This window comes from Bacillus sp. FDAARGOS_1420 (assembly GCF_019344915.1).
GTDB classification, from domain to species: domain Bacteria; phylum Bacillota; class Bacilli; order Bacillales; family Bacillaceae_G; genus Bacillus_A; species Bacillus_A mycoides.
Window position 1 is genome coordinate 579154 of sequence record NZ_JAHWJB010000001.1, and the last position, 22076, is coordinate 601229.

20 protein-coding genes are annotated in these 22076 nt (G+C 36.7%); 3 read left to right on the forward strand and 17 right to left on the reverse strand.

Going from position 1 to position 22076, the window contains the following annotated elements:
• The first annotated feature begins 168 nt into the window (after positions 1-168).
• Both I6L50_RS03010 and I6L50_RS03015 read left to right on the forward strand, forming a co-directional pair.
• Positions 169-1152 carry a helix-turn-helix domain-containing protein gene (locus I6L50_RS03010; RefSeq protein ID WP_219300460.1) on the forward strand — a complete coding sequence of 328 codons (984 nt, stop codon included), beginning with the start codon at positions 169-171 and terminating at the stop codon, positions 1150-1152.
• Between the two features lie 204 nt (positions 1153-1356).
• Entirely contained in the window at positions 1357-2199 is an 843-nt protein-coding gene (locus tag I6L50_RS03015) for an arylamine N-acetyltransferase family protein (protein WP_219300462.1), read from the forward strand.
• A 561-nt stretch (positions 2200-2760) separates the two neighbouring features.
• On the opposite strand, the gene I6L50_RS35795 is transcribed toward I6L50_RS03015, so the two are convergent.
• Positions 2761-2895, reverse strand: a complete 135-nt coding sequence (locus I6L50_RS35795) for a hypothetical protein (RefSeq protein ID WP_374108349.1) — start codon at positions 2893-2895, stop codon at positions 2761-2763.
• Between the two features lie 1322 nt (positions 2896-4217).
• Here I6L50_RS35795 and I6L50_RS03025 point away from each other — a divergent pair.
• The gene (locus I6L50_RS03025; RefSeq protein WP_219300463.1) at positions 4218-5312 is read left to right on the forward strand and encodes a hypothetical protein; all 1095 of its coding nucleotides are present in this window, start codon (positions 4218-4220) and stop codon (positions 5310-5312) included.
• Positions 5313-5584: 272 nt separating this feature from the next.
• On the opposite strand, the gene I6L50_RS03030 is transcribed toward I6L50_RS03025, so the two are convergent.
• From I6L50_RS03030 to I6L50_RS03105, 16 genes are all read right to left on the reverse strand, one after another.
• Positions 5585-6337 (reverse strand): N-acetylmuramoyl-L-alanine amidase, encoded by a 753-nt coding sequence (locus I6L50_RS03030; RefSeq protein ID WP_219300465.1) that lies wholly within the window; start codon positions 6335-6337, stop codon positions 5585-5587.
• Positions 6334-6567, reverse strand: a complete 234-nt coding sequence (locus I6L50_RS03035; protein WP_219300467.1) for a BhlA/UviB family holin-like peptide — start codon at positions 6565-6567, stop codon at positions 6334-6336. Before I6L50_RS03035 ends, I6L50_RS03030 begins: the two co-directional genes overlap by 4 nt.
• A gap of 80 nt (positions 6568-6647) precedes the next feature.
• Complete coding sequence (locus tag I6L50_RS03040) at positions 6648-8507, reverse strand: BppU family phage baseplate upper protein (protein ID WP_219300469.1); 1860 nt, start codon at positions 8505-8507, stop codon at positions 6648-6650.
• Between the two features lie 42 nt (positions 8508-8549).
• On the reverse strand, positions 8550-9671 hold the full coding sequence (locus tag I6L50_RS03045; protein ID WP_219300471.1) for a siphovirus ReqiPepy6 Gp37-like family protein: 1122 nt from the start codon (positions 9669-9671) through the stop codon (positions 8550-8552).
• Between the two features lie 16 nt (positions 9672-9687).
• Positions 9688-10539: a structural protein gene (locus tag I6L50_RS03050; protein ID WP_219300473.1), complete on the reverse strand. Its 852-nt coding sequence runs from the start codon at positions 10537-10539 to the stop codon at positions 9688-9690.
• A gap of 27 nt (positions 10540-10566) precedes the next feature.
• Positions 10567-11439, reverse strand: coding sequence for a phage distal tail protein (locus tag I6L50_RS03055; protein WP_219300475.1), 873 nt, complete (start codon positions 11437-11439; stop codon positions 10567-10569).
• Positions 11436-16334 (reverse strand): phage tail tape measure protein, encoded by a 4899-nt coding sequence (locus tag I6L50_RS03060; RefSeq protein ID WP_219300477.1) that lies wholly within the window; start codon positions 16332-16334, stop codon positions 11436-11438. Before I6L50_RS03060 ends, I6L50_RS03055 begins: the two co-directional genes overlap by 4 nt.
• A gap of 164 nt (positions 16335-16498) precedes the next feature.
• A complete protein-coding gene (gene gpG / locus I6L50_RS03065; RefSeq protein ID WP_219300479.1) occupies positions 16499-16873 on the reverse strand; it encodes a phage tail assembly chaperone G in 375 nt (124 codons plus the stop codon).
• Between the two features lie 58 nt (positions 16874-16931).
• The gene (locus I6L50_RS03070) at positions 16932-17498 is read right to left on the reverse strand and encodes a major tail protein (protein ID WP_219300481.1); all 567 of its coding nucleotides are present in this window, start codon (positions 17496-17498) and stop codon (positions 16932-16934) included.
• 3 nt (positions 17499-17501) lie between these two features.
• On the reverse strand, positions 17502-17876 hold the full coding sequence (gene gp17 / locus I6L50_RS03075; protein ID WP_219300483.1) for a tail completion protein gp17: 375 nt from the start codon (positions 17874-17876) through the stop codon (positions 17502-17504).
• Positions 17873-18310: an HK97-gp10 family putative phage morphogenesis protein gene (locus tag I6L50_RS03080; protein ID WP_219300485.1), complete on the reverse strand. Its 438-nt coding sequence runs from the start codon at positions 18308-18310 to the stop codon at positions 17873-17875. The genes gp17 and I6L50_RS03080 overlap by 4 nt, the downstream gene beginning before the upstream one ends.
• The gene (locus I6L50_RS03085) at positions 18298-18669 is read right to left on the reverse strand and encodes a phage head closure protein (RefSeq protein ID WP_219300486.1); all 372 of its coding nucleotides are present in this window, start codon (positions 18667-18669) and stop codon (positions 18298-18300) included. The genes I6L50_RS03080 and I6L50_RS03085 overlap by 13 nt, the downstream gene beginning before the upstream one ends.
• A gap of 1 nt (position 18670) precedes the next feature.
• Positions 18671-18964, reverse strand: coding sequence for a hypothetical protein (locus I6L50_RS03090; RefSeq protein ID WP_219300488.1), 294 nt, complete (start codon positions 18962-18964; stop codon positions 18671-18673).
• 5 nt (positions 18965-18969) lie between these two features.
• On the reverse strand, positions 18970-20127 hold the full coding sequence (locus I6L50_RS03095) for a phage major capsid protein (protein WP_219300490.1): 1158 nt from the start codon (positions 20125-20127) through the stop codon (positions 18970-18972).
• 19 nt (positions 20128-20146) lie between these two features.
• Positions 20147-20923: a head maturation protease, ClpP-related gene (locus tag I6L50_RS03100; protein WP_219300492.1), complete on the reverse strand. Its 777-nt coding sequence runs from the start codon at positions 20921-20923 to the stop codon at positions 20147-20149.
• Positions 20907-22070, reverse strand: a complete 1164-nt coding sequence (locus I6L50_RS03105; protein ID WP_219300494.1) for a phage portal protein — start codon at positions 22068-22070, stop codon at positions 20907-20909. The genes I6L50_RS03100 and I6L50_RS03105 overlap by 17 nt, the downstream gene beginning before the upstream one ends.
• Between the last annotated feature and the right edge of the window lie 6 nt (positions 22071-22076).

Consider the following 22076-nt stretch of genomic DNA (forward strand, 5'->3'; position numbering starts at 1 on the left):
ATAGGGTGTTGGAATCACCTTATATACCGTCCGCCTAATCACACTAGGCAAACACTTGCTGTAATCTTATGTACCCCATTTTACCGTACGTAAGGGTTCCTCCGCAACAGTTTGCTTACATTTTGTGGCATTCTGTTGCTTTTTTGTTTTCGGAGGAGACGAGCCCTTATGAAAAAGAAACAAGCTATTACAATTATGGCTGGTGAAGAAACATACGAAAACCTAGCATCCTTTCAAACTCTCAAAGAATTAAATGACACTATACGCGCATATAAAAAGCAATTTGCTGATCAACTGAATAAAAGTCAATTAGCAGTTCTCGATCATTTACACAACTATTCTTCTAAATTCCTTGGTGTATCTTTCAGAACGAAAAAACACATTGCTGAAGACCTCGATATTAGCCGTAGAACGGTTATTCGCGCATGCCAACATTTAGAGTCACTTGGTATGATTAAGCAACTAGAAATGAAACGTAAAAGCGATATGAGACAAACAAGCAATATTATTATCATTCAACCCATCATTGCGGAAGAACAAATTGTCACACAAGTCCTTACTAAAAATGCTAAAATTTGTCACACCAAGAAAACAACCACTAAAACCTTAAAACAAAATATAAAAGATATAATTACACGTAAAGAAGACGTTTCACCATCTTTTCAACATGATGTAGATTTCATCGATTACCGTGTTCCACAATCTATGCGTATGAAATTACAAACCGCTTTTGATTCAAACATGATAAACGAATCTTTCAAAAATGCCAGAAATATTGCGAAGAAGGTTGCAAAGAAGTGTAGTTTACTGGCGGATACAGCTATCTTTCACAACCTTCTTGCGAATGCTTCTTCTGTCCTGTTCTCTAAAACGCATGAGTACGAACATAACGGTACTTTGATGAAAAATCCAATTGGCTATTTTACACGAACATTCAAAAAAATGGTCTATAACTATGTGGATAGCTTTAGAAATATACATAATATTGCTAAGCGTAAATCTCACGTCGTAAGCACGAGTAATATTTTTTATAATTGGTTACAAGAGGATAAACCGACAGAGTCAGCCACAGATACAATAGACCGCGCTCTTGTCCCAGCGGTATATTACAAAATATCTAAAGAAGAAGCTGATGCAATGGGATTATATTAAATGCGGAAGATTACTAAAGAGGATTTATAGTTTGCTTATTTCTGGGATTAAAAACAACTTGATAGACGCTTATTATTTTGCCTGTGAATTTATTCATGGGGTTCTAAGAGGAACTTATCTTTGCTTTACGGCTTGCTAATAAATTTTAAAGGTGTAACATGGTAATAGATGGGGATATTTTCTATAAACGAAAGGTGATAAAGTATGATGACTGACTTACAAAGTTATTTTTTCTCCAGATTACAGATGTCTCCAAAGGAAGACATACAATTTAACGATTTACATGAAATCCTTTTACAAATGGGACACACGTTACCCTATGAGAATATTGATGTTATGGAAGGGGAATTCCGAGAAATTTCGAGAGCAAATATCCAAGAGAAACTACTACTAAACAATCACGGTGGGCTGTGTTATGAACTCAATTCCCTTTTATATTACTTTTTAAGTGATTGCGGATTTGACGTCTACCGAGTAGCTGGGACTGTCTATGATTTAAGCGGAGATAAGTGGAAACCTGATGATGGCCATGTGATTATTATTTTAAAACACAACGGAAAAGAATATATTATTGATGGAGGATTTGCCTCACATCTACCTTTATACCCTATTCCATTTAATGGCGACGTCATCTCATCTCAAACAGGAAAATATCGTATACGTAAGCAAGATACTGAAAAAGGAACCTATCTATTAGAAATGCGCAAAGGAGAAAAAGGGGAAACCGCTCAATTCCTTAATTCTGAACCTACAGATACATGGCGTACTGGATATGCATTTATCTTAGATGAAATAGGTACAAACAAAGTAAATGCCCTACAAGATATTATTGTAGAACACCCAGAATCGCCCTTTAATAAAGGTTACATTATATGTAAATTAATCGTAGATGGACATATTTCACTTACAAAACGAAGCTTTACCAAAACCCATAAAGGACAAAAAATAAAACGAGCCATAACAGAAGAAGAATACCATCAGACTCTTACAGAGGTATTTGATATTTCTCCACACAAATATTGTGGAAAAGTCTTAGAAAGAGGCTAGGTTGGTTAGATCACGGCTCATAACCGTCCGGTCGTAAGTTCGAGTCCTACAAGGTCCATATTGCTATTTATGAGAGACTATGATACCATGCATTTACCATCACGCCGTCTTAGTTGTTTCAAACCTCTAAGATTGGTAGCCCCTTGCCTCATCATTACAAGGGGCTTTTAATATGCATTGTATTCTTACTATACACCCAAAATTATCCTGGTTTATATTTTTTAAAAATAAGGGTATACTATCTATAACGCGCATAAACACAGTTGGAATAAGCAAATAAGATACCAGATTAGGATAACTGGTATCTTATTCATTCTCAACTACAAAAAGGCGTTTCTGCTATAGGACTCCTTTTTTGTTTCATGATTTATGTTTTTCCCTAACACTATTCGTCACCGATAACTTTCGATACAAAACGATAATTATGTGGGCAGATTACATAATCCCTAAATAAAAAACTTTTCAATTACACGAAAGGTTTTTTGTGGTTAATCTCTATTCTGCTTATGTATTCTTTCATATTCATTAATTTGCTTATCAAGACGGTTATCCGCCTTTTTCTCATGTACCACAAATACCGCATGAATTAATCCAGGAAAATAAAAAAACATCGTCAGAACTAAGTAGCGCTTGGACAGGTTTCCCAGTAAGTAACACAACTAAAGGTGGACAAATAACTGCTAATAAATACCTCATGGCATATCACTCCTAGCAAAATATTAGACTAATACAACTACATATTATAGAGATAAACTAATTCAACCATAACTTAATCAGGATTTTCTATTTTTACAAATTCAAGGTGTAATCCCAGTTATTATAAATTACTAGAAATAGCCCAAGGTGATTTTTAAAGGAACTCGATAATTATTGTAGAAGTATATCACGTTACAACATATCAATACAATTAATATATACCACGCTACACGTTATAGGAGGGACGTATGAAAAAGCACCAAATTATTTATACACTTATTTCACCCGATGGCATACATTACAATCGATTCCATTGTAATGTATGCCACTACCGAAAACATCCTTACACAACGTTTAGATAAAGAGCTTCAACGAAGAATGGGTGACCTTTACCAGTGGGAGATAGAAGTTCAGCAAGTAGCAGAGGAACAACTTGACGAGATACAAAGAAAATGTAGGATAATTATCCGCGCGTAAAACTTGGTTTATACAGCCTTACGTTGTGAAAGCTCGGGCTAATACCAATACTTTTATGCCATTTTAGCTGTGTTTATCAAGAAAGTGTGCCGGGTATTGTGGCTCCATAATAAATAGAGAAGTAGAACTTTCATCCAGTGACAACATTGTGGCATACAATAATGTAGCCTGCATATACTATACTGAATTCACCAACATTTCTATACAACGAGAGCACCTTCTACTCACTCCAAGGTGCTCTTTTTTTATAGTTATCTGTTACTTGCCTATAGATAAAGTGCATGTCATTGGGTACTTTACAAAAACATTCAAAAAGGTGGTCTACGACTACATAGATAGTTTTAGAAACATACATATTATGGCACAACGTAAAGCAAATATACATACTAGCAATCTGGATATTTTCCAGCGAATGATTGAATGTTAATTTTGGATTAAATACAAATAAAATCCTCTATTCCCAACATATTCATTGCTAATTCGATAAAGCAAATATTACTTTTATCTATAACTATTCTTTAATTAGCTCGGATTTCAATATGGTAGTAAATTTGACAATATTAAACAACGAATATTCTAAAAAATTTTTAGTTTATCATCCGGATAAAACTCTGACAAACACCCATTTCCAATAAAAATCGAATTTAAATGTTCGTAATTTCAGTTTTTTTAAGATTCACGAAAATAGTGTCGTCATATAATTTTTCAATGATAATTATGACATTAGTCAAAAGCACTTTTCATCATATACAACATAGATCATCAGACCTATACTTAAGCACATCACCTCTACTTGATGTGATGCAAGTTAACAAAATAATTCAACTAGAAAAGGAGATTTACGTATGAAGTACAAAGATCGAAAACATGCAAAGCGTAAATACAAACAAGCGCTTCTTGCAACAGTCGCAACCATGTCCTTAGGAGTAAGTGCATTAGGAGGTACAACTTCTGCATTTGCTGAGGAAAAGACAACAGGAGCACAACAAGAGCAAGCTGCCACTGATTCGTTAGGTGCTGGTGCTGGTGGTGCTGCTACTGGTGCTGATCAGGATTATACTCATTGGTGGGGATTGAAGAAATTTAAAGATTACTGCTTAACTCTGGATAGTCACGGAATTACCAAAGCAACAGATGTACAAACATTAGATAATGGAAAAGAAGAAATAGATACTTATCACTATACAAATACTACTGGAAAAGTAGAACCAGCCCACAAGATACCAGCAGTAGAAAAAACTATTACTAACACTGCAACTGTGACTAGCGGTACGGAGTTTTCATTTGGACAAGAGCTTTCGATAGAATCTGGAAAAGTATCGGAGGCCGTAGCAAAAATAAGCGCGAAATTGACAGCCGGACAAAAATTTACTAATCAGGATCAAAAGGCAATTTCGGACTCTAAAAAGCTTTCATATGGTGGAAATACGTATTCACTTGAACCTGGAGACAAAATGGATGTAAAATATTCAGTCAAAAATACCCGTACAACTGGTACCCTAGAAACAGTACGTCCATTTGACTACGATTTAAATCAAAAATGGACTGTAAGAGGGGTAACAACTGATGAAGTTAACCAAATGAGCAATGCGAATTATACTCAGATTGTAAAAAAACCGTATTATTCTAACAAAGCATTTCCAACAGTATATGGATTTTTTAATCATACAATTAATCAGATGAATTCCGATGCTTTGGAAATAAACTATCATGGGGAAAACAAAAATGATGTATATATTATAAACCATGATACCCTTAAAAACGCATTTGTATTTGATCATGCAAAACAAAAAGTATATTTCAAAGAATCAACAGCTAATTTCGTAATCGACGACCATTCATTTGATATTACTGAAGAGGTTACCATTACCAATCCGAAGACAAATAAATCCGAAACATATTCAAATGTAGTGAAAAATCCTATAATTATTACACAGTAACTACTCGGCCTCCTCAAGGAGGCCTTTTTAAACTTATTATAGTTCTATACATACATTACCTATAGTGCTATGATGCCTAAGTTTCTTTGAATACAAGTCATAACATTGTGTTGAAGGTTTTAAGAGCCATATAGTGAAATCGAAAATAGTACCCGTTTATTCTGTGAAAAAATAGATGTAATCCTTTCATTCACCTTGTTTATAGTTTACCTTATGCTGTGATCAGCCTTTACCTCACTTCATAATACCAACCCTTATGTTCCATAGATATACTATCCTTCAAACCTCACATACTCCCCTGATACCCATTGATCCCCTCCAACGTTATACCATCCATTTTGAATGCCCCAAGATTGATATCGTTCCCCTCGGTACACCTTTTTCACAATGTCATAATTTGTTCCTGATCCCGTACGAACGCGTAATACATCCGCTGTAACCGTAACAACACCTACCCCATTGTTAGATGGTTGTGTGGATGGAGCTGCACCGTTATGATTAGAACCGCCCGAAACTGTTGGTCCAGTTAAAGCATAAACGATGGCATTCGCAATCTTATCTACATTCCATTTTTCCATATCCGTATCATTATCGATGAACCCAAGTTCGATTAAAATTGCTGGTGCTTTCGTACCTCTTAATACCGCTAATTCTTTACGCTCTTTCGCTCCCCTGTCCTTCCAGCCGATATCTTTCGAAAGTTTGGCAGACACCTTCGCTGCCAAAGCTTGTTGATCGTAATAACAAACTTCTACACCGTTAGCAGATCCATTATAAGCGTTCAAATGAAAAGAAATAACAAGATCAACATCATTCGAATTACAGTTCTGAACGATATTTGATAAGTTTCGTGATTGCGTAGCCCCTGTTTCGTCCGTATCATCATAAACGGTATGACCAAGAACTCTTAACTTATCTGCAACCGCGTCTTTCACCTGACGATCCAGAATGTGTTCTTTTCTATTCCCCCAATTAGCACCTTGTACAATACTGTTATGACCACCATGTACACTATAACGAGTCATGATTGAACCTCTCCATTCCCTAAAATTTTTTGTTTAATCTCAGATACATCCTTCGATAAATCTCCAAATGCCTCTGCTTGCTTCGTAATCACTTCCTGATTCTTCTCTATCACTTTTTGATACTGTTCTTCACGCTGTTCGTTCTTTTTTTGCGTAGTAAAAAGCATCCACACGAATAACGCTGCGAATGCTCCTTGTTGAACCATTGAATTAAAAATTGCATCTTCCACTGTTCTCATCTCCTTTGACCAATAAAAAAAGAGAAACGAAATTGCCCCTCTTTGTTATCAAAGCCGTATTTTATTAAGTTTTATATCAATAACTGTGCTGCGAGTGGTAGTTCACCAACGAAGTATGTTGCGCTAAATGGATGAGTTTCACCTGCTTTTACTACACAGTTTTTGTACACTTGTGGATATAGCTTCTGCAAAGTGGCATCTCGATGCTGTAACCAGACGAGCGGATTACGTATTCCGGTTTGCCCTTTACGTAAACCTGCATGAATATTATTTATTTTCATGGCTACTACATACTCTCTTTCTTTGTTTAGCATGGCATAGCTTGCCATTTTCTCACTATTTGGTACATCTTTATAACTGTTATCTGATGCAATTGTATCAAATGATTTCCCTGTCGCATCTACCAATTTTTCTACAAATGGACGGCTCCCCGGAAGCATTGCTATATAACCATCTTCTATGAAAGTATCTTGTAACCATTTTATTTTTATATCAAACGTCACACCTTGATTTGTAACAGTATGAACAGAATAAATCTCACATAATGCATTCGTTAGATCGGAAGGATGGAATCCTTTCATAGCTTGTACCACTCTTACCATTTGTGCTTCTTTTACAGTTGCATCTGCTGTCCAAGAATTTATTTCTTTATCGTCAATATAAATTTTTTGACTGACTTTAAATACCGTAGCGGCACGATGCTCTGGTATCCATTCGGCTGCTACAGATGAGCCGTTTGGTTTCATACGAAATGCGAATTCTTTATTAGAAAACGGGACCAGTAAGTCTACCTCTTTAACTGGATTTAGTAGGTCATCGTATACTAACGCAGTCTTATGTGCTTCTGCTGCTTGTGCATATCCCGTATCATTCTTCACCCATCCTCTTGCAGTATTCGTGCCACTTGCCGGAGGATTAGCTGGATCGTCACCTTTGAAAGTTGCTACGACCGTATGTGTTCCTTTTGCTAAACCCCGTACAACTGAACGGGTTCCATAATTCACTTTTAATTCGTTCGTTGGAACATCGTTAATGTGTGTACTTATTGTTTTTACTACCGTACCATCCACCTTGAACTCCCATAGTCCACCACGATTATCAGTGAAATGTTGAAAGTCAAAACCCGTTCCATCAAATGTAAATGTGAATGTATCACCTACTGTAGTCGTGTAATAGTTTGGCAGATTCGCCTTTTGCACGGCTCCTGTATCGCTTGTATAGTTGATTGCATTCACCTTCTGGGCTACAACACTCAAATTTGAAATCGCACAATCTTCTAATTTTACATAGTCATCTTTTGTATCTTTACGCAACGTGTAATGGGCCACCTTGTTCCCACGAAGTGGTAGCAGTATATCCAATGTACGGTCCCCTACAATACGTGTATACATGTTCGATGAAGTGTTATGGTTCCGAAGTAATGCAATAAAATCCCGTTGATTCGGAAGGAAGTCTGTAATTGTAGTTACATCCACTCCTTCTAATGTCTTCCCAGCTTTCATAATCTTTTCAAAAAGCTGAAATTCATTTTTCGATTCCATGTTATCATCTGCTAATAATGAATCCCTAACTTTGAAAGAAAACGGAAAGGTGCTGATTCGTTTTTTCACACCTAATTCTTCTCGTTCAATGGATATTTCACAAAATACTGTGCCTGTTTTTGCAAGTGTTTGCGTCGTCAAAGAAACACTGATTTTTCCCTTTTCTTTATCTAGGATCTTAATATCCTTGTTTTGAAATACCAACGTTTGGTCTGGTTTCTTGAACGCAATCACAATGGTATCTGTATCTTGTAACACAAAGGGCTGATGTTCATCTTCCGTGATGTTTATGATTAATTCTGACGTATTCAAATTATTTTTGGAAAACTCTATATCATACATACGATTTTCTTGTCGCGTATCTACGATTATTTCATAGGAACGTTTCAATCTCTTCACTCCTTGCCAATCAAAAAAAGACCCTGTATGGCCTTAGTTTCGAATGATATTTTTTAGTTGAGAAAGCTCTCTTTGCCATACCCTTGTGATATCCATACGTTTTGCCCCAAATGTTACTTTCCATTCTCGTTTGTTATTTGCATACACTTCTTCCACATCCGTAATCCTTGCATCCATTATTATCCCAATCTTTTCATCTTCACATGTTACAATATCCCCTATTGTCCAATCCTTCTCATATTCCATCCCTGGTTTCTCCGTTATCACACAAGCAAACGAAACAATCTCATTGTATTCGCTCTCTAGTTTCTGTCGGCCACGATCTGCAAGCATTTGATACATTTCAGATTCGGGTTTATCTTTTTTATCTTCTGTTTGATTACTTACATCTCTAGCATCGATAAACACCTCTTTTCTCGATAAACCTTTGGCCCGCTCTGTCGAAACCTCTACAATCCTTCTTTCTTCTCCCTCACCCTGTCCGCCGACGTATACTGTATTTTTATAATTTGATGTGTCTTTTTCAAATTCACGTTCCAGGACATTTTCTAAAGCAACGGAAAAAATGACAGGTGGATACGTCTGTTGATGCCTTGTCAAGTTTTTCCCAGCAAAAACATCGAAAACAAATTGTCTAGTGTTTTCATCTAGATATACATCCCATCCTAACTCAGAAGCTAGGGATATTTCTTTTAGTTGTTCGGCTAGATTTTTCAAACGACTTTCAACTTGTATATATCCTCCTCTTTTTTGATTTACCTTTATAACAAGATTCGGAATCAATCGATTTGAATCTGATGGATATACCGCATGCCTATCCACATAATGTTTCATAACCGTTTCTGCATCTGCATACCGTCTATCATGGGTTGTATTTGCTGGTGGAGTAATGATTCGGTTACCCAATATCTTTTTTAATTGAAATCCTTTTACCGTTCTTTTATCATTTTTATCTATAGAATAATTTGTGATCATTCCTACACGCTTTTCATCTATTAAAATAAAGTTATCATCAAAGAGACTGCTTGCATATTTGGCATCGTTGGGAACTTGTAATGCAAAGGTTCCAACATCTTCCCATGAACGTCCAAAAGTAAGTGATTCATAATTACTAATTTCACCGATTTTTTCTAAGTCTGGTGTATAGATAATCAATTCCTTTTCCCCTCTCTTATTGGTGTGCGTATTTTGTTGGATACGAAATGGTAGAAATATCTACCTCTTTATTTACCGGTACACTTTTACATATCAATTGTCCATCTGACCACATCACAACATGACCAATCGCAAACCACCCATTATTGTCAATTGTAGTAACAGGTCTATATTGCGGTTCCAGTGGAGCTAGATCACTTGGAATTTGTAAAATAACCATCCCATTGTCTTTGTATCCACTCATAACTGCCCCTCGAAAATGAATCACTCCAAAATCATCTAGAAAATAAGAAACCATTCCATCTTTCCTTGCTGGTGTCCATCCGTTTCTAAACGCTGGTACAACCCAACTTGATTGTTTCTTCTTCGCATATAAACCTGTTTGTCCCTGTAAATCACAAAAAGTACGCTCATCAGTGATTTGCGTACCCTCAATAAATGATTTTCCTTTTATAATTCGAACTTGGGCAATTGGTAACTCATATATCATACCTCCATTGTTCATATTGTCTTGTTGTAATGCTGGAGGTACTGGAATTGCTGCTACCACTCCCTTTTTTACCACAAGATGAATGCTTCTAGTTGCAAGGTTTAACTGTAAAACAATCCGATCTATACGGTCTAACGTAGCATGCGCTGGATCATGTACGAAAATACGTAACCCCTCAAGGATATATCCTCTCCCATATATCACCGCACATCCTGCGTTCACAGAAGTTTTCATACCATCCGATATAGAAATGATATTCATATGATGCAAATATCCTTTTACAACTCCCGTTCCGAAAAACATATCAAATAATTGAGCAAAATCTTGCGAATTATATAATTTATCTTCGCCATCAAAGAAAAAAGAACGCTCTGCCATGATACGTTCTCACCCCTTTCTTTTATTTTATATCCCTGTATATCTTTCTCTAAAACGAATACGAACCGTAGCGCTCTCCCTACCTGCATTCGCACTATAATCTACTATATTTAGACCAACCTGTAATCTAAATTCATTCAACCTGACTCCCGGAGCAATCCAGTTGTATGCATTCGTTTTCGTTCCATCTATACCTACAAGTTCAACTGTATTTTGACCATATGCTGTATTGATTTCAAGACGTTCTCCTGCAAGAATATCCCGGTTGATTTGTATACCTTTCATCGTTGTAAGATTCGTGACCCTTGGATTTGTACAAGGCCCAAACACCTCTATTTTAACAGGTGTTTCCTCATCACCATTATTGATTACCTTTTGTTGTTCACCTTTATATCCAAATTGCACGGTTGGTTTACATGAAAAAGGAAAACTAAATTTTGGTGTCCATGATAATAACGGTACTTCTATATCGCTTTCATTTTTCCAATATGGATCTGAGGTAGTAATATGAAATAATCCTTGTTGTAAAATCAAAAATTGTTCGTCTTCTACCCTGTATTTCGGTAAGTTTTCAATAATTATTGTATTTTGGAATATACCATGTGGCATTTGCACAGTTACTGTGAATGGCCCTGCCTTTGGATGTAACACACGATTTAATTTTCTACGTAATTCGAACAATTCTTTGGCATGAGGTGCTTCGATATAAAACTCAAGTGGATACTGCATCCCTTTCATCGTTACCGAAACAGGTGTAAAACCGTCTTGCATATATCCTTGTGTTTGGGAAAATTCAGCTTCACTTCCCGAAAGATCAATTGAAGTAAGGACATATGGTGGCAATGGTCCGAATTCCACTTTTTCTAGTCTTTGATTTTCGATTATCACTCGCTTACTCATGATGTCCCTCCCCATGTGAAAGCAACTTCATTTAGCACTCTTTGCTGTTGTCTCATTACTTCAGATGTATCTTGATTGTAGAAATGATTCACAATTTGTGTTGGTGTTTTAGTTTGCGCCGATCTATTATCAACAGGCGCGTATTCACGGTTGCTGTTATTACTTGAAATAACATTTTTCCATGCCCCTAAACGGCTTATATCCATTGAGCCAAGATTTTCAAATCTTGCTATATTCCTTCCGATATTTGAAACGATTTCACGCATGTTACCAGAAAAGTTCCCCTGTAAACGAAGGATTTGATTTTGTTTAAAAGAGCGGATTCCATCCATTGCACCTTCCACAGTATCTTGTAAGGCATCACGAACGATTGAAGATTGACTCTTAATACCTGACGCAAGTCCTTGTGCCATTCGGACTCCTGCAAAAGTGTGTTCATTTTTATCCAACTCATTTACTAAAGCATCATTCGCTTGAAATGCAAGTGTACGGCTTTCTTTTTCAGCCATAGGTGATGACTGTTTAATACCTAAAGCAAAACCTTCACCAAATGGCATACCACCCTGATCCCTTGTAAGCTTCGAGGGTGAGTTTACATCAAGCGTGGCTCTCAATGCAGCAAATGCCCCCTGTGCTAATCCCGAAGCAACCCTGGATACAATTGAACCTTTACTGGACATTCCGTCGACGAAACCTTGCGCAAAGCTACCACCTACACTATTAGCACTTACGCTATTTAAACCACTTTTACCACTCTCCGCAACATTTACACCACTAGATCGTGCACTTCCAGTTTGGCCTCCTACTCCTCTAGCAAATTCAATACCAGCTCTAGCACCACCGCCACCATCTGTTGCACTACCCAGCGTTCCTTCCACACCTTGCTTGACTCCTGATGCCGCTCCGACTACACTTCCTTTATTGCCGTTAATTTTACCTTGCATCATAGCAGTTGATGCTGCGCCACCATTTCCATCCGTTGTACTTCCTAAAGTCCCTTGCACACTTTGTTTTACACCTGCGGCTGCTCCATTCACATTCCCTTGATTGTTTGCAATATTATTTCTCATCATGGAAGTGGAATGATTACCACCATTATTATCAGTTGTACTCCCTAATTGTTGCTCTACACCTTGTTTTATTCCACTTGCTTCTCCAACAATCCCCGGCTTATTTTGTGCCATGAATTGCCTCATAAACAAAGTAGACATTGCTCCGCCGTTTCCATCTGTCGTTGAACCAAGCGTTTGCTCTATTCCTTGTTTCACTTCACCCGCCGCTTGAACTGGTTGTCCGCCACTTTGACGAATTCCAGCTGCTGTTGTTTGCGAGATGTTTGCTCCTTGTTGTGTTGTATCGACGTTTGTCTTTGTTACAACCATTTGTCTAATAACTTCAAGTGCCTGATCAATATGAAATTGACCATTCTGCATACCTTGTACAAGCGACCCGATTGTTACTTGTCCATTTTCTCCAAGATCATATTTTGTTTCATCTTCAATACTTACACCGAGTTGTTTCAAAATATCTTGGACGCTAACAAATCCCATTTCCATGCCTGTTTTTAAAGTAGACATGATTTTTGTTCCCTCTTTAGATAAATCGGTTGCAGTTAATTTCGATACATGTTGTTGAAAGAAAATAAACACAGCGTCAATACCAACTGTGCCTTCTTTTAAACCATGTACAAATTGTGTGGTTGTCATCTTGCCAAGCGGACCTAAATCGATTTCTAAATTTTTCTTAAGATCGATATTTAATTTGGCTGCAATATCAGATACGTTCATTTGCTTTAAACCCTCTGCAAATGTTGTCATAACCTTACTACCTTCTGCTGTTAATGATTTATTCCCCATTTCAATGCGCATGGTACTAATGAGAGCAACTGCTACATCCTGAACCTTATATTTTCCCGTTTTTATCCCATCAACAAATTCTTCTACCTTTACTACGCCTTTTTCTCCTAAATGAACAGCCTTTGTACCATCTTCCAGAGCATAAGCGATATCACTACCAACTTGCACAGCCTTTTCACGAGTAGATTGAAAAAGACTGTCATAAACAGTATTAGAATTCGCAAGTAAAGCCTCACCATATCTTTTTACTTCTTCCGCACTTTTTTTGCGTAATTCAGACTCTTTTGCTGATCGTTCTTGAAGCCTTCTAAAGAGATTATCATTCTTGCTCTCAATCATTTCTGAATTCTTAACGTATTCACCAAAGCTTCTACCTTGTATTGTAATTTTTTCTTGTTCGGCTTTTGTAATACCCGTTGTCAAGTCCATTTCAATTCCTTTAGACTTTAACACTTCTTGAGCTTGCTTTAGCCGTTGTTTATAGCCCTCTGTTATGAGGATAGACTGCTCAGAATATTTCTTATTAATTTGCGCAATTGCAACTTCTTGTCCCTTGGTATCAGCTATTTTACTTTTCGCAAACTCTATTTCTTTTTGTCTTGCTTTATCTAAGTTATTATATAAACTTGTATATTGTTTTCCTAAATCTTTTACTTTTCCTTGAATCGTTTCAACAGACGTATTCTTATTGAAATTATCCATTGCTTTGCTGATTTTTTGAATCTCATCTACACTTTTAGATGCTGATTTTCCAACTTCACTATCAATGGATTTTAAAGCTGCAAGAAATACATACTTATCAGCTGCGCTCATTTTATATATTTGTCCATTATATTGTGTGAGTAAGCTTTGTATCTTCTCGTTCGCTTTGATAACCGCTTCTTCTTGCGCTTTAAATACTTCCATTTGATCATTAAGAATTTTATCTTTTGCTCTTAATACAGCTGAATCTGTTTCACCTGAAAACCAACTATCTAAATGAGCCTGAAGCTTGCCTTTATCTTTATTTATTGCTTGAATAGCTTCGTCTGCTAACTTACCGAATTCATCATGCGCTCGCTGAACAGCTTCTTTCGCTTTATCTCCAGTAAGTACAGGAATTTCATCTAATGTTTTAAAAGCTTTTTCTTTTAAGTTTACGTATCCTTCAATTGCTTTTTTTGTACCTTCACTTACACCCTCGCCAAATTTCCGGCTATCTTCTTCTGCTTGTTTCGCTTTTTTACCCGCTTCAGCAACAGCAAATCCCAATGCACCTAACCCAATTACAACACCACCAATTGTCGCAACAATTGGATTTGCTATAATTGCACCTACAGCAAACGAAAGCATTCCAAGAGCACTCACCACCCCTAATACGACCGGGGCTAATAATAAGGATGTACCATATACTTTTTTCGCACTATCATCTAATCCGTTGAACCAATCTGCTACGCCTTTAATAGATTCTTTTAGTTCAGGTATAGCTTGTTTAGCAATATCTAAAATCACCTTGCCAAGTGGTTCTAATGCAATTTGTAATTCACGAGTAACGGATTTCCATTGTTTTGCACTCGTATCATAACCGTCAACCATTTTATTCATTGCACCACTATAGTTTCCTAATCCCGTTTCCATATTGTTTAAAGATAACATAGTAGTAGCTTCGAGATCTTCCCATTTCACGCCAAAAAGTGCAACGCCTAACTGATTTACTTTAATTTGATCATCAGTTGTTCGTAACTCATTTAAAACAGCATTGAAAACATCTTTTACTGTGCCTTTCCCTTTTAAAAACTCTTTCCATACTTTTTGTGTACCTTCTGACATTTGTCCCATAGCATCTGAAGTAGATTTTGAACCATCCTTCACACGGATTTGGAACTCTTTCATTACATCGTTCACATAATCGAGATTATATGCACCGTTTTTACTACCATTAATAAGGATTGTGAACATTTCTTCAGCACTAAATCCCATTTCATTAAATAATGGTCCATACTCACTTAAATTATCAAACAACTCATTAGAATAGTTTAAACCCTTTGCAGAACCTTGCGCTAATAAATCAAAAGCTTGTTGACCCGATAAACCAAACCGCCCCATTAATTGAGCTGCACCACGAGTTACCTCGTTTACATCCGACTCCATTGTTTCAGCTAATATTTCACTATCTCGAGTCACTTGTTTTAATGTGTCATCATCATTTATATCTTTAATATTGCGCTTTACTTTAACTAAAGAATCGCTAACGCTAGCTAAATCTTCACCATAGCCTTCACGCCATACTTCTCTTGCTACAGCACTAACTTTTAAGCTTTCTTCCCTTGTTAATCCTAAACCAGCCTGCACCTTCTTGTTTGCCTCTTCAAATTGACTCGCATTTACTACTAAAGCTCCAACTCCAGCCGCTACACCAACTGCCGCTGCTCCAAATCCTTGACTAATTCTAGTGCCAGTCTCTTGCATACTATTTCCGACTTCATTCATACGCTCTCGTACTCTTCCAAAAACGTTGCTTAGTTGCTCCATTCTTTCTTCTGTATCACCTAATTCATTACGAAAACGATGTAACGCCGCTGAAGCGTTATGAAAGGCTGTATCATTTCGAGAAACTTGTGCAGTTAATCGCTGTAAAGCTTGTGTACCTTGCTTATATTCTTGCTGTAATTGATTATATTGAGCTTGTAAGTCTTTTGTTTCTTGGGCATTTTTCCCGTATGCCTGCGTGCTTTGCTGTATTTCTTGTTCTAATTGTTGCATAGATGTAGCTAGCTGCTCACATTTTTGGCGCATTTCTTGTTGTTTTTGTTGCGAAGTCCTCAAAGCTTGCTCATAATGCTTCATTTTTTGCGTTTGCGCTTCCATCTTTTGATTGAGATGGTTTGACTTATTTTGCAATTGATCCATCTCAGAACCAACGCCGCGTAACTGTTCCGAAGTGTTTCGAAATTCAGCATCTATTCTTTTTAGACTTCGATTCATACCTGCAATTCCATTTTCAAATTGATCTGTGTCCAAACGGACACGACCACCTATTGTATGATCTCCTAGTGTCATTTAAATTCTCACCTACCTTTATAACCATGCTGGCGCTTGATTAGCTGATGTCACACGATTTGCCTTTTGTTTTCGAGCCATACAGGTAAAATAAAACGCAATATCCATCTCATTAATTTGATTTTGTGTCATTCCTGCATCCATCAGGACGTTATATATATCAATCACGATGTCTTCGTATTTGAACGTTTTCTTTTCGGCTTCATCTCTAGCTGTTTCATCAACTTTTTTTTCGCATCTTCTACCGTTTCCATTACTTGTATTGCCTCATTTAAACGGCCCATAATTGTTAAACAAACGGAATGTATTGTTAAACTTAAAAACCATACATGTGTACCATCAACAAACTCTTGCGCTGTAAATTGACCTCCATATATACGAGCTATAAAATGAGCTGCTCTTTCAATTGTTTCTTTTGGGACAAGATCCGCTTGTAATTCATCTGCAAATGTAGATGCTTCAAAAGTGGCTGAACCCGGAATAAACTGTGGTAAATGATAATCTTTTTGTCCCTCTGCATTTTGCAATGTAATTTTCATTCGGTTTTCCTCCTACATTAAAATAGGGATAGCATCAGCTACCCCTTCCATTATTATTTTAAGCTGCTGTTGGTGGCGTTGGTACGGCCTTGAACCAGTTCGCTGCAACAGTTGGATCAAAACCAACTTCCTCTTCGTCTAAACGATGTCTCCAGTTGCCATCAGAACGTTGGATTGCTTTCCCTTTCATTTTCGCACTTTGGAATGTCGGTTTGTCTTCTGCTGTTTTGTGCTCATCACTTGGAAGCTCAAACTTCATTTTGTAATAGCATACATATAGATTTTTTCCGTTGTCGTAAGGTAAACGATATAGTAATGCTACATAAGGTGGTACATCACTTGTATTATCAACAACTTGACCTTTTACAACCTTTTTACCCAACAACTCCGCGTACACGGATAAAGGTAATGTATCTACTTCTAACTCAATTTCTGTTCCACCAAAAGCACTCGCTGTTGCTGCTGGTCCACCTTCAGCATAAAAAGTTACTGATTCTGCTTTAGGTGCTGCTTTACCACTCACTGTTTTACCAATTCGTTTTGGTGTCGTGTAAGTAAATTTACCATCTGGTGTTTCTGTTAAAATCGCGTAATGTAAATCTCTAAAATCGATTGTCATTGCCATCGTTCATTTTCCTCCTTCATTCATAATTTCCGTTATAAAACGAAAACCATATCGATACATTTTTGTATCCATTTCATAATTTGGATAAGTACTTACACGCTGAAAAGACAGCTTTTTCATAGCTGCCTGAACTGCATTTTTTAATTGTGTTTTGATTGGTGCCATTGACCATATATCAACCTGATACATAACGTTAGTGGTTTTTTTCTCATTCTCCGCGTATAGCCCAGGAGAACTATTTAACTCTGAAAATGTAATCCATATATCTGTTTTGTCATTTCCTTTGACAAATTGATATATGAATTCTCCACCTAACTCAGATTTAATATCTACATCTGTACGTAAAACATCGAATATTTCCTTATTTAAATTTTTCATCGTCCTGTAAGCCTCCGCATAAATTCTCTTTTCATTTCTTTTAAGGCTTCTTTTTCACTTTGGATTAAAGTTTTCTCAGCAAACCCTTTGTGCGGTGGATTTGGATTTTCACTTGTTCCCCAGTTTTGAAATTCCATATAATAATGCGGAGAATTATCCGATTTGTCCCATCCAATTTCAATTGAATAGGAATTGCCTTTCTTTATAACTTTCCCTATATGAATAGCATCCTTAGCGTGTTTTCCATCTCGCCATGATTGTTTGGGAGTTGGTTTTTGTACCTCCGGACCGATAGGAGAATTTCTTTCTAAGTTCTTTTTGAATACCTTTGCTCCAGCTTGTAAGGATTGCTTTGTGATTTGGGGAACATCTTGTCCTAACTGTTCCAAATCCCTCATCCATTCCTCAATACCGAAAATTTCTAATTCTGCCAATTTAATCGCTCCTCACAAATAAGGCACATTTCCTTATGTTGTTCGTCGATATCGATAACTGACTTAATCTCGTATAACTTCTCATCATACCTTACACGCATTGCTGAATGAATTCCTTCTCGATATCGAATGGTAAAGTTTATTAGTTTAATAACAAACTCTGCATTTCCTTGAAATATTTCTGATCTAAAACCTGTACCAAATGGTGTTTTAGGTTCTGCCCATACTTTTACGAACTCTAGCCATTTAGACGGACGAACATTTCCTTCTTCATCCTTCCTTTCTGTTTTATGCTCAAGTATGATTCGTTTATTTAACTTTGCCGCGTTTAATGGTCGCTTGTATTTGAAAGGTTGCATATTATTCACCACTCAATACAATTTCTTCTAATGCTTTTGCAACACCAAAACTATTAATTTCGGTTAAAAAGTTTTTAGTAAAATACTCAAGTGCATCATTATAGACATAACGAGAACGTTCAAAAACTAATTCTTTGAACGTCTCATCTTTGTTTATGTCATACGATCCACACAATTTTATTAAAGCTTCATTGGATGCAGAAATGATACGTTTTAGGTTATCATCTTCCTCATCACCTAATCTCATCCTTTCTTTGAATTGTTGTAATATTTCATTCGAAATTACTGCTTCCATTTACATCATCCTTGTGCCGATGGTGTTGGTGGTGTGAAAGAAATTTTTAAATCATAAACAAGAGCTGCTTTATTATCTTTTGGTTTACCATTAGCAAACTGTTTGATTGTATAAAGTGTAGCATCTTCAATTGCTAATGTTTGGTCAAATTTTTTAAGCTTGTATCCACCTGCAATTGCCGCAAGGTATTGACCCTTCACAAAGAATAACGCTTTACCAACTGGCACTTCTTCAGATTCTACAGTTTGAATGTTATATGGTAGTGCCATTACCCATTGGCCTGTTGCCGTTTGAATTGTATTACGCGCTTGTACACCAATTGCATCCACAGGATTTACAACCATCACAATTTTATTTAATACTTTACGAGATTTCCCTTTCCCATCCACAGATAAGGATTTCACTACTTCATAAAGCTCACCCGCAATTACTACACCATTTTCAGACGGAGCAAATGTTAATGTACCAGATGATTTTTTATCTGTTACTGCATTTGTAGTAGAGTTAAAGTCTTTCATTAAACCGATTGGTTGATTTACACCTGTACCATTCACAAAACCATATTCTAAACCAACAGAATAAGATTCTACTAATAAAGTTCGAACATAACGTTCAACCCATTCAGGCCCAAGATCTAACATATCATTTGGAATCGCTGCGAATGCAGTTAATTTAAGTTGGCCAATTTGTTCTTCACGGAATGCCGCATTTACTTGACCCTTGATTTCACCAAATAAAGGCCCCCATACATAAGCTTTAGTTGCATCAGAATAAATAAACTTCGTGACCGCTCCTAAATCTTGTAGTCCTACAGCCTCTAATAATGGATGTTCGGTTACTACATCTTCAAATACGCGCTCTTGCGTAGTTTTAGGAAGAATAGAATCATCTTTGAATCCACCCTCTTGTACAACAGCGTTAAAGAATTTTGTTTCTGCTGAAGTTAGGACGTTTTGACCACGTTGCTGCAGAATAGAACGATCAAGCATATCATTATTTACTTGCTCACGAACTGAGTTCGCTACATCTGTTTGTAATGCATCAAAGAAATTCTCAAATGCTTTCGATTGTTCTTGCTCTGTACTTTCTGCATTAGTTAAGGCATCCGTTAATTTCGCTTTCGCTTTAATAAATGCTTCAGATTTATTAAATGTAATGACCATTGTGTGTTTCCCCCAATTTTTATAATTTTAAAAGGAGCCCTTTAATCCCACTGTTTTTTACAGGTTTGGAATTCGGCTCCTTTGGTTGTTCTTCTATATTGTTTTGTAAATCATTCAGGATTTCATTTTTTAATCCTGATAATGCTGCATGTAAACCTTCTTTCGTAATCCCCTTTCCTTTGTTCACGGTTCCATTTCTAAAGCCATCGATTACTTTCTGCGGAAGCATGGTTGCAGTAGCTGTTGAAGCTGTCATTTTAACTGGATTCTCCATAAACATGATTTCATCCGCGAAATTGTTTTCTAATGCTTGCCTAGGACCCATCCAAGTTTCTTCAGCCATCATGTCAAGTAGTTCTTCTTCTGATTTACCACTTTTCATGACATAGGCATTTACAATTGCTCGATCTGTTATTTTTAACATCTCAGCCGCCTTTTCCATGTCACGATGATCACCACCATGCCACTTAGCGGCGTTGTGAATCATGATTTTTGCTGTTGGAGAAATGCGAACTTTATCACCTGCCATCGCAATTACAGAAGCTGCACTTGCTGCTAAACCAACAATTTGAACTTCCACATGACCAGGATAATTTTTTAATGCTGTGTAAATTTCCGAACCCTCATCTACATAACCACCTGGACTATTGATTGATACAATTAAATCCTCACTATTTGCGTTATCCAGTTGTTTTGTAATCTTACCGGGGCTTGTCGCATCCATTTCAAACCAATCATAAATCCAAGCTTCATCATTCGAAATAATTGGTCCTTTCACGTCAATTTTCACCGTCATTTGTATTCTCATCTCCTTCGGATTCAGTTAGTTTCGTATAGTTTTTCGTAATATGATGTGTATTTAGGTTAGGATCATCAGAAACTTCATATCCTACTTCTAATCGAATCTCATTCCCTGTAAATGCACTTGAAGAAATGAGTTTATCGATGCTTGTCGCAAGATCAAATATACTTTGATAAGAAACGGATTTAATTTCAATCTTTTGACCTAAAAGATACTCTTCTTTTTCAAAAAATTTAACGTTTGCTTCATCTGAAATCTTTTTTAATAATGGTTTCACTGTGAAAAGCATATAATTTTTCGTTTGCTTCTCAACATCAGCCATTTCGCCATATAACAAAGCGGTCGGAATACCAAAAGCCATGGCTACTTGATGTAAGAAACCATTCGTTACTTTGTTGATTTCGTCCACACTCTGACCAGAATTTCCTCCTCCTGATGTTTCAGCGTACTTAAAACCTGGTTGTTGTGGAATGATTGCAACGTCTTTTTCTCCAATTGCTTTATACATGTTATCAATGAAATCTTGAAGTTTCGCTTGATGCTTTTCATTTTTTGCCGCAATCATATCCATATCAACTGTTCCACGAATTTGATTTTTACGTTTTTGAGAGTTTAATATCCTGCCGAATAAATCTCCATAGTCTGCAAATAGTCCATCAATAAGAGGTGTTAATTTGTCATTCCGATACTTTACATGAATAACTTCGCTTTGCTTAAAGCTTCTCTTAAACGTATAATCTTTTACAGTGACATTCGTAAAAATATCTTCAAACACAGCGTATTCATTATGCTCAAAGTCGTCAGCAATAAGTAAATCTCCATCATCCGCTTGTATGATTAGAGCTTCATTATCATAAATAAGTTTATAAATGAACCGCTCCCAGAAGGTACTTGCTGTCATATTCTTATTCGGTCTAACGTTTAGTCGATAATAAAGCTCATTTTTCTCAAATGTTTTACCGTTTCTTACTCTGAATTCAGATTGACTAATCGTTCTTCCTAAAAAGGATATACAGGTATCAATCGCTAATCGCTTCATGTGTACTCTATTTGCTTTTTCAATAAACATTTCCACATCAAACATATATCCTACTTCGCTATTTCTTTTAAATACCGTGTCCAACCATCCAATGATTATCACCCCCAT

Excerpts from the sequence above, each read along its gene's own strand:
- I6L50_RS03010 (WP_219300460.1), top strand. The coding sequence starts at position 169 with ATGAAAAAGAAACAAGCTATTACAATTATGGCTGGTGAAGAAACATAC.
- I6L50_RS03015 (WP_219300462.1), top strand. The coding sequence starts at position 1,357 with ATGATGACTGACTTACAAAGTTATTTTTTCTCCAGATTACAGATGTCT.
- I6L50_RS35795 (WP_374108349.1), bottom strand. The coding sequence starts at position 2,895 with ATGAGGTATTTATTAGCAGTTATTTGTCCACCTTTAGTTGTGTTACTT.
- I6L50_RS03025 (WP_219300463.1), top strand. The coding sequence starts at position 4,218 with ATGAAGTACAAAGATCGAAAACATGCAAAGCGTAAATACAAACAAGCG.
- I6L50_RS03030 (WP_219300465.1), bottom strand. The coding sequence starts at position 6,337 with ATGACTCGTTATAGTGTACATGGTGGTCATAACAGTATTGTACAAGGT.
- I6L50_RS03050 (WP_219300473.1), bottom strand. The coding sequence starts at position 10,539 with ATGGCAGAGCGTTCTTTTTTCTTTGATGGCGAAGATAAATTATATAAT.
- I6L50_RS03055 (WP_219300475.1), bottom strand. The coding sequence starts at position 11,439 with ATGAGTAAGCGAGTGATAATCGAAAATCAAAGACTAGAAAAAGTGGAA.
- I6L50_RS03060 (WP_219300477.1), bottom strand. The coding sequence starts at position 16,334 with ATGACACTAGGAGATCATACAATAGGTGGTCGTGTCCGTTTGGACACA.
- gpG (WP_219300479.1), bottom strand. The coding sequence starts at position 16,873 with ATGAAAATTACATTGCAAAATGCAGAGGGACAAAAAGATTATCATTTA.
- I6L50_RS03070 (WP_219300481.1), bottom strand. The coding sequence starts at position 17,498 with ATGGCAATGACAATCGATTTTAGAGATTTACATTACGCGATTTTAACA.
- gp17 (WP_219300483.1), bottom strand. The coding sequence starts at position 17,876 with ATGAAAAATTTAAATAAGGAAATATTCGATGTTTTACGTACAGATGTA.
- I6L50_RS03085 (WP_219300486.1), bottom strand. The coding sequence starts at position 18,669 with ATGCAACCTTTCAAATACAAGCGACCATTAAACGCGGCAAAGTTAAAT.
- I6L50_RS03090 (WP_219300488.1), bottom strand. The coding sequence starts at position 18,964 with ATGGAAGCAGTAATTTCGAATGAAATATTACAACAATTCAAAGAAAGG.
- I6L50_RS03095 (WP_219300490.1), bottom strand. The coding sequence starts at position 20,127 with ATGGTCATTACATTTAATAAATCTGAAGCATTTATTAAAGCGAAAGCG.
- I6L50_RS03100 (WP_219300492.1), bottom strand. The coding sequence starts at position 20,923 with ATGACGGTGAAAATTGACGTGAAAGGACCAATTATTTCGAATGATGAA.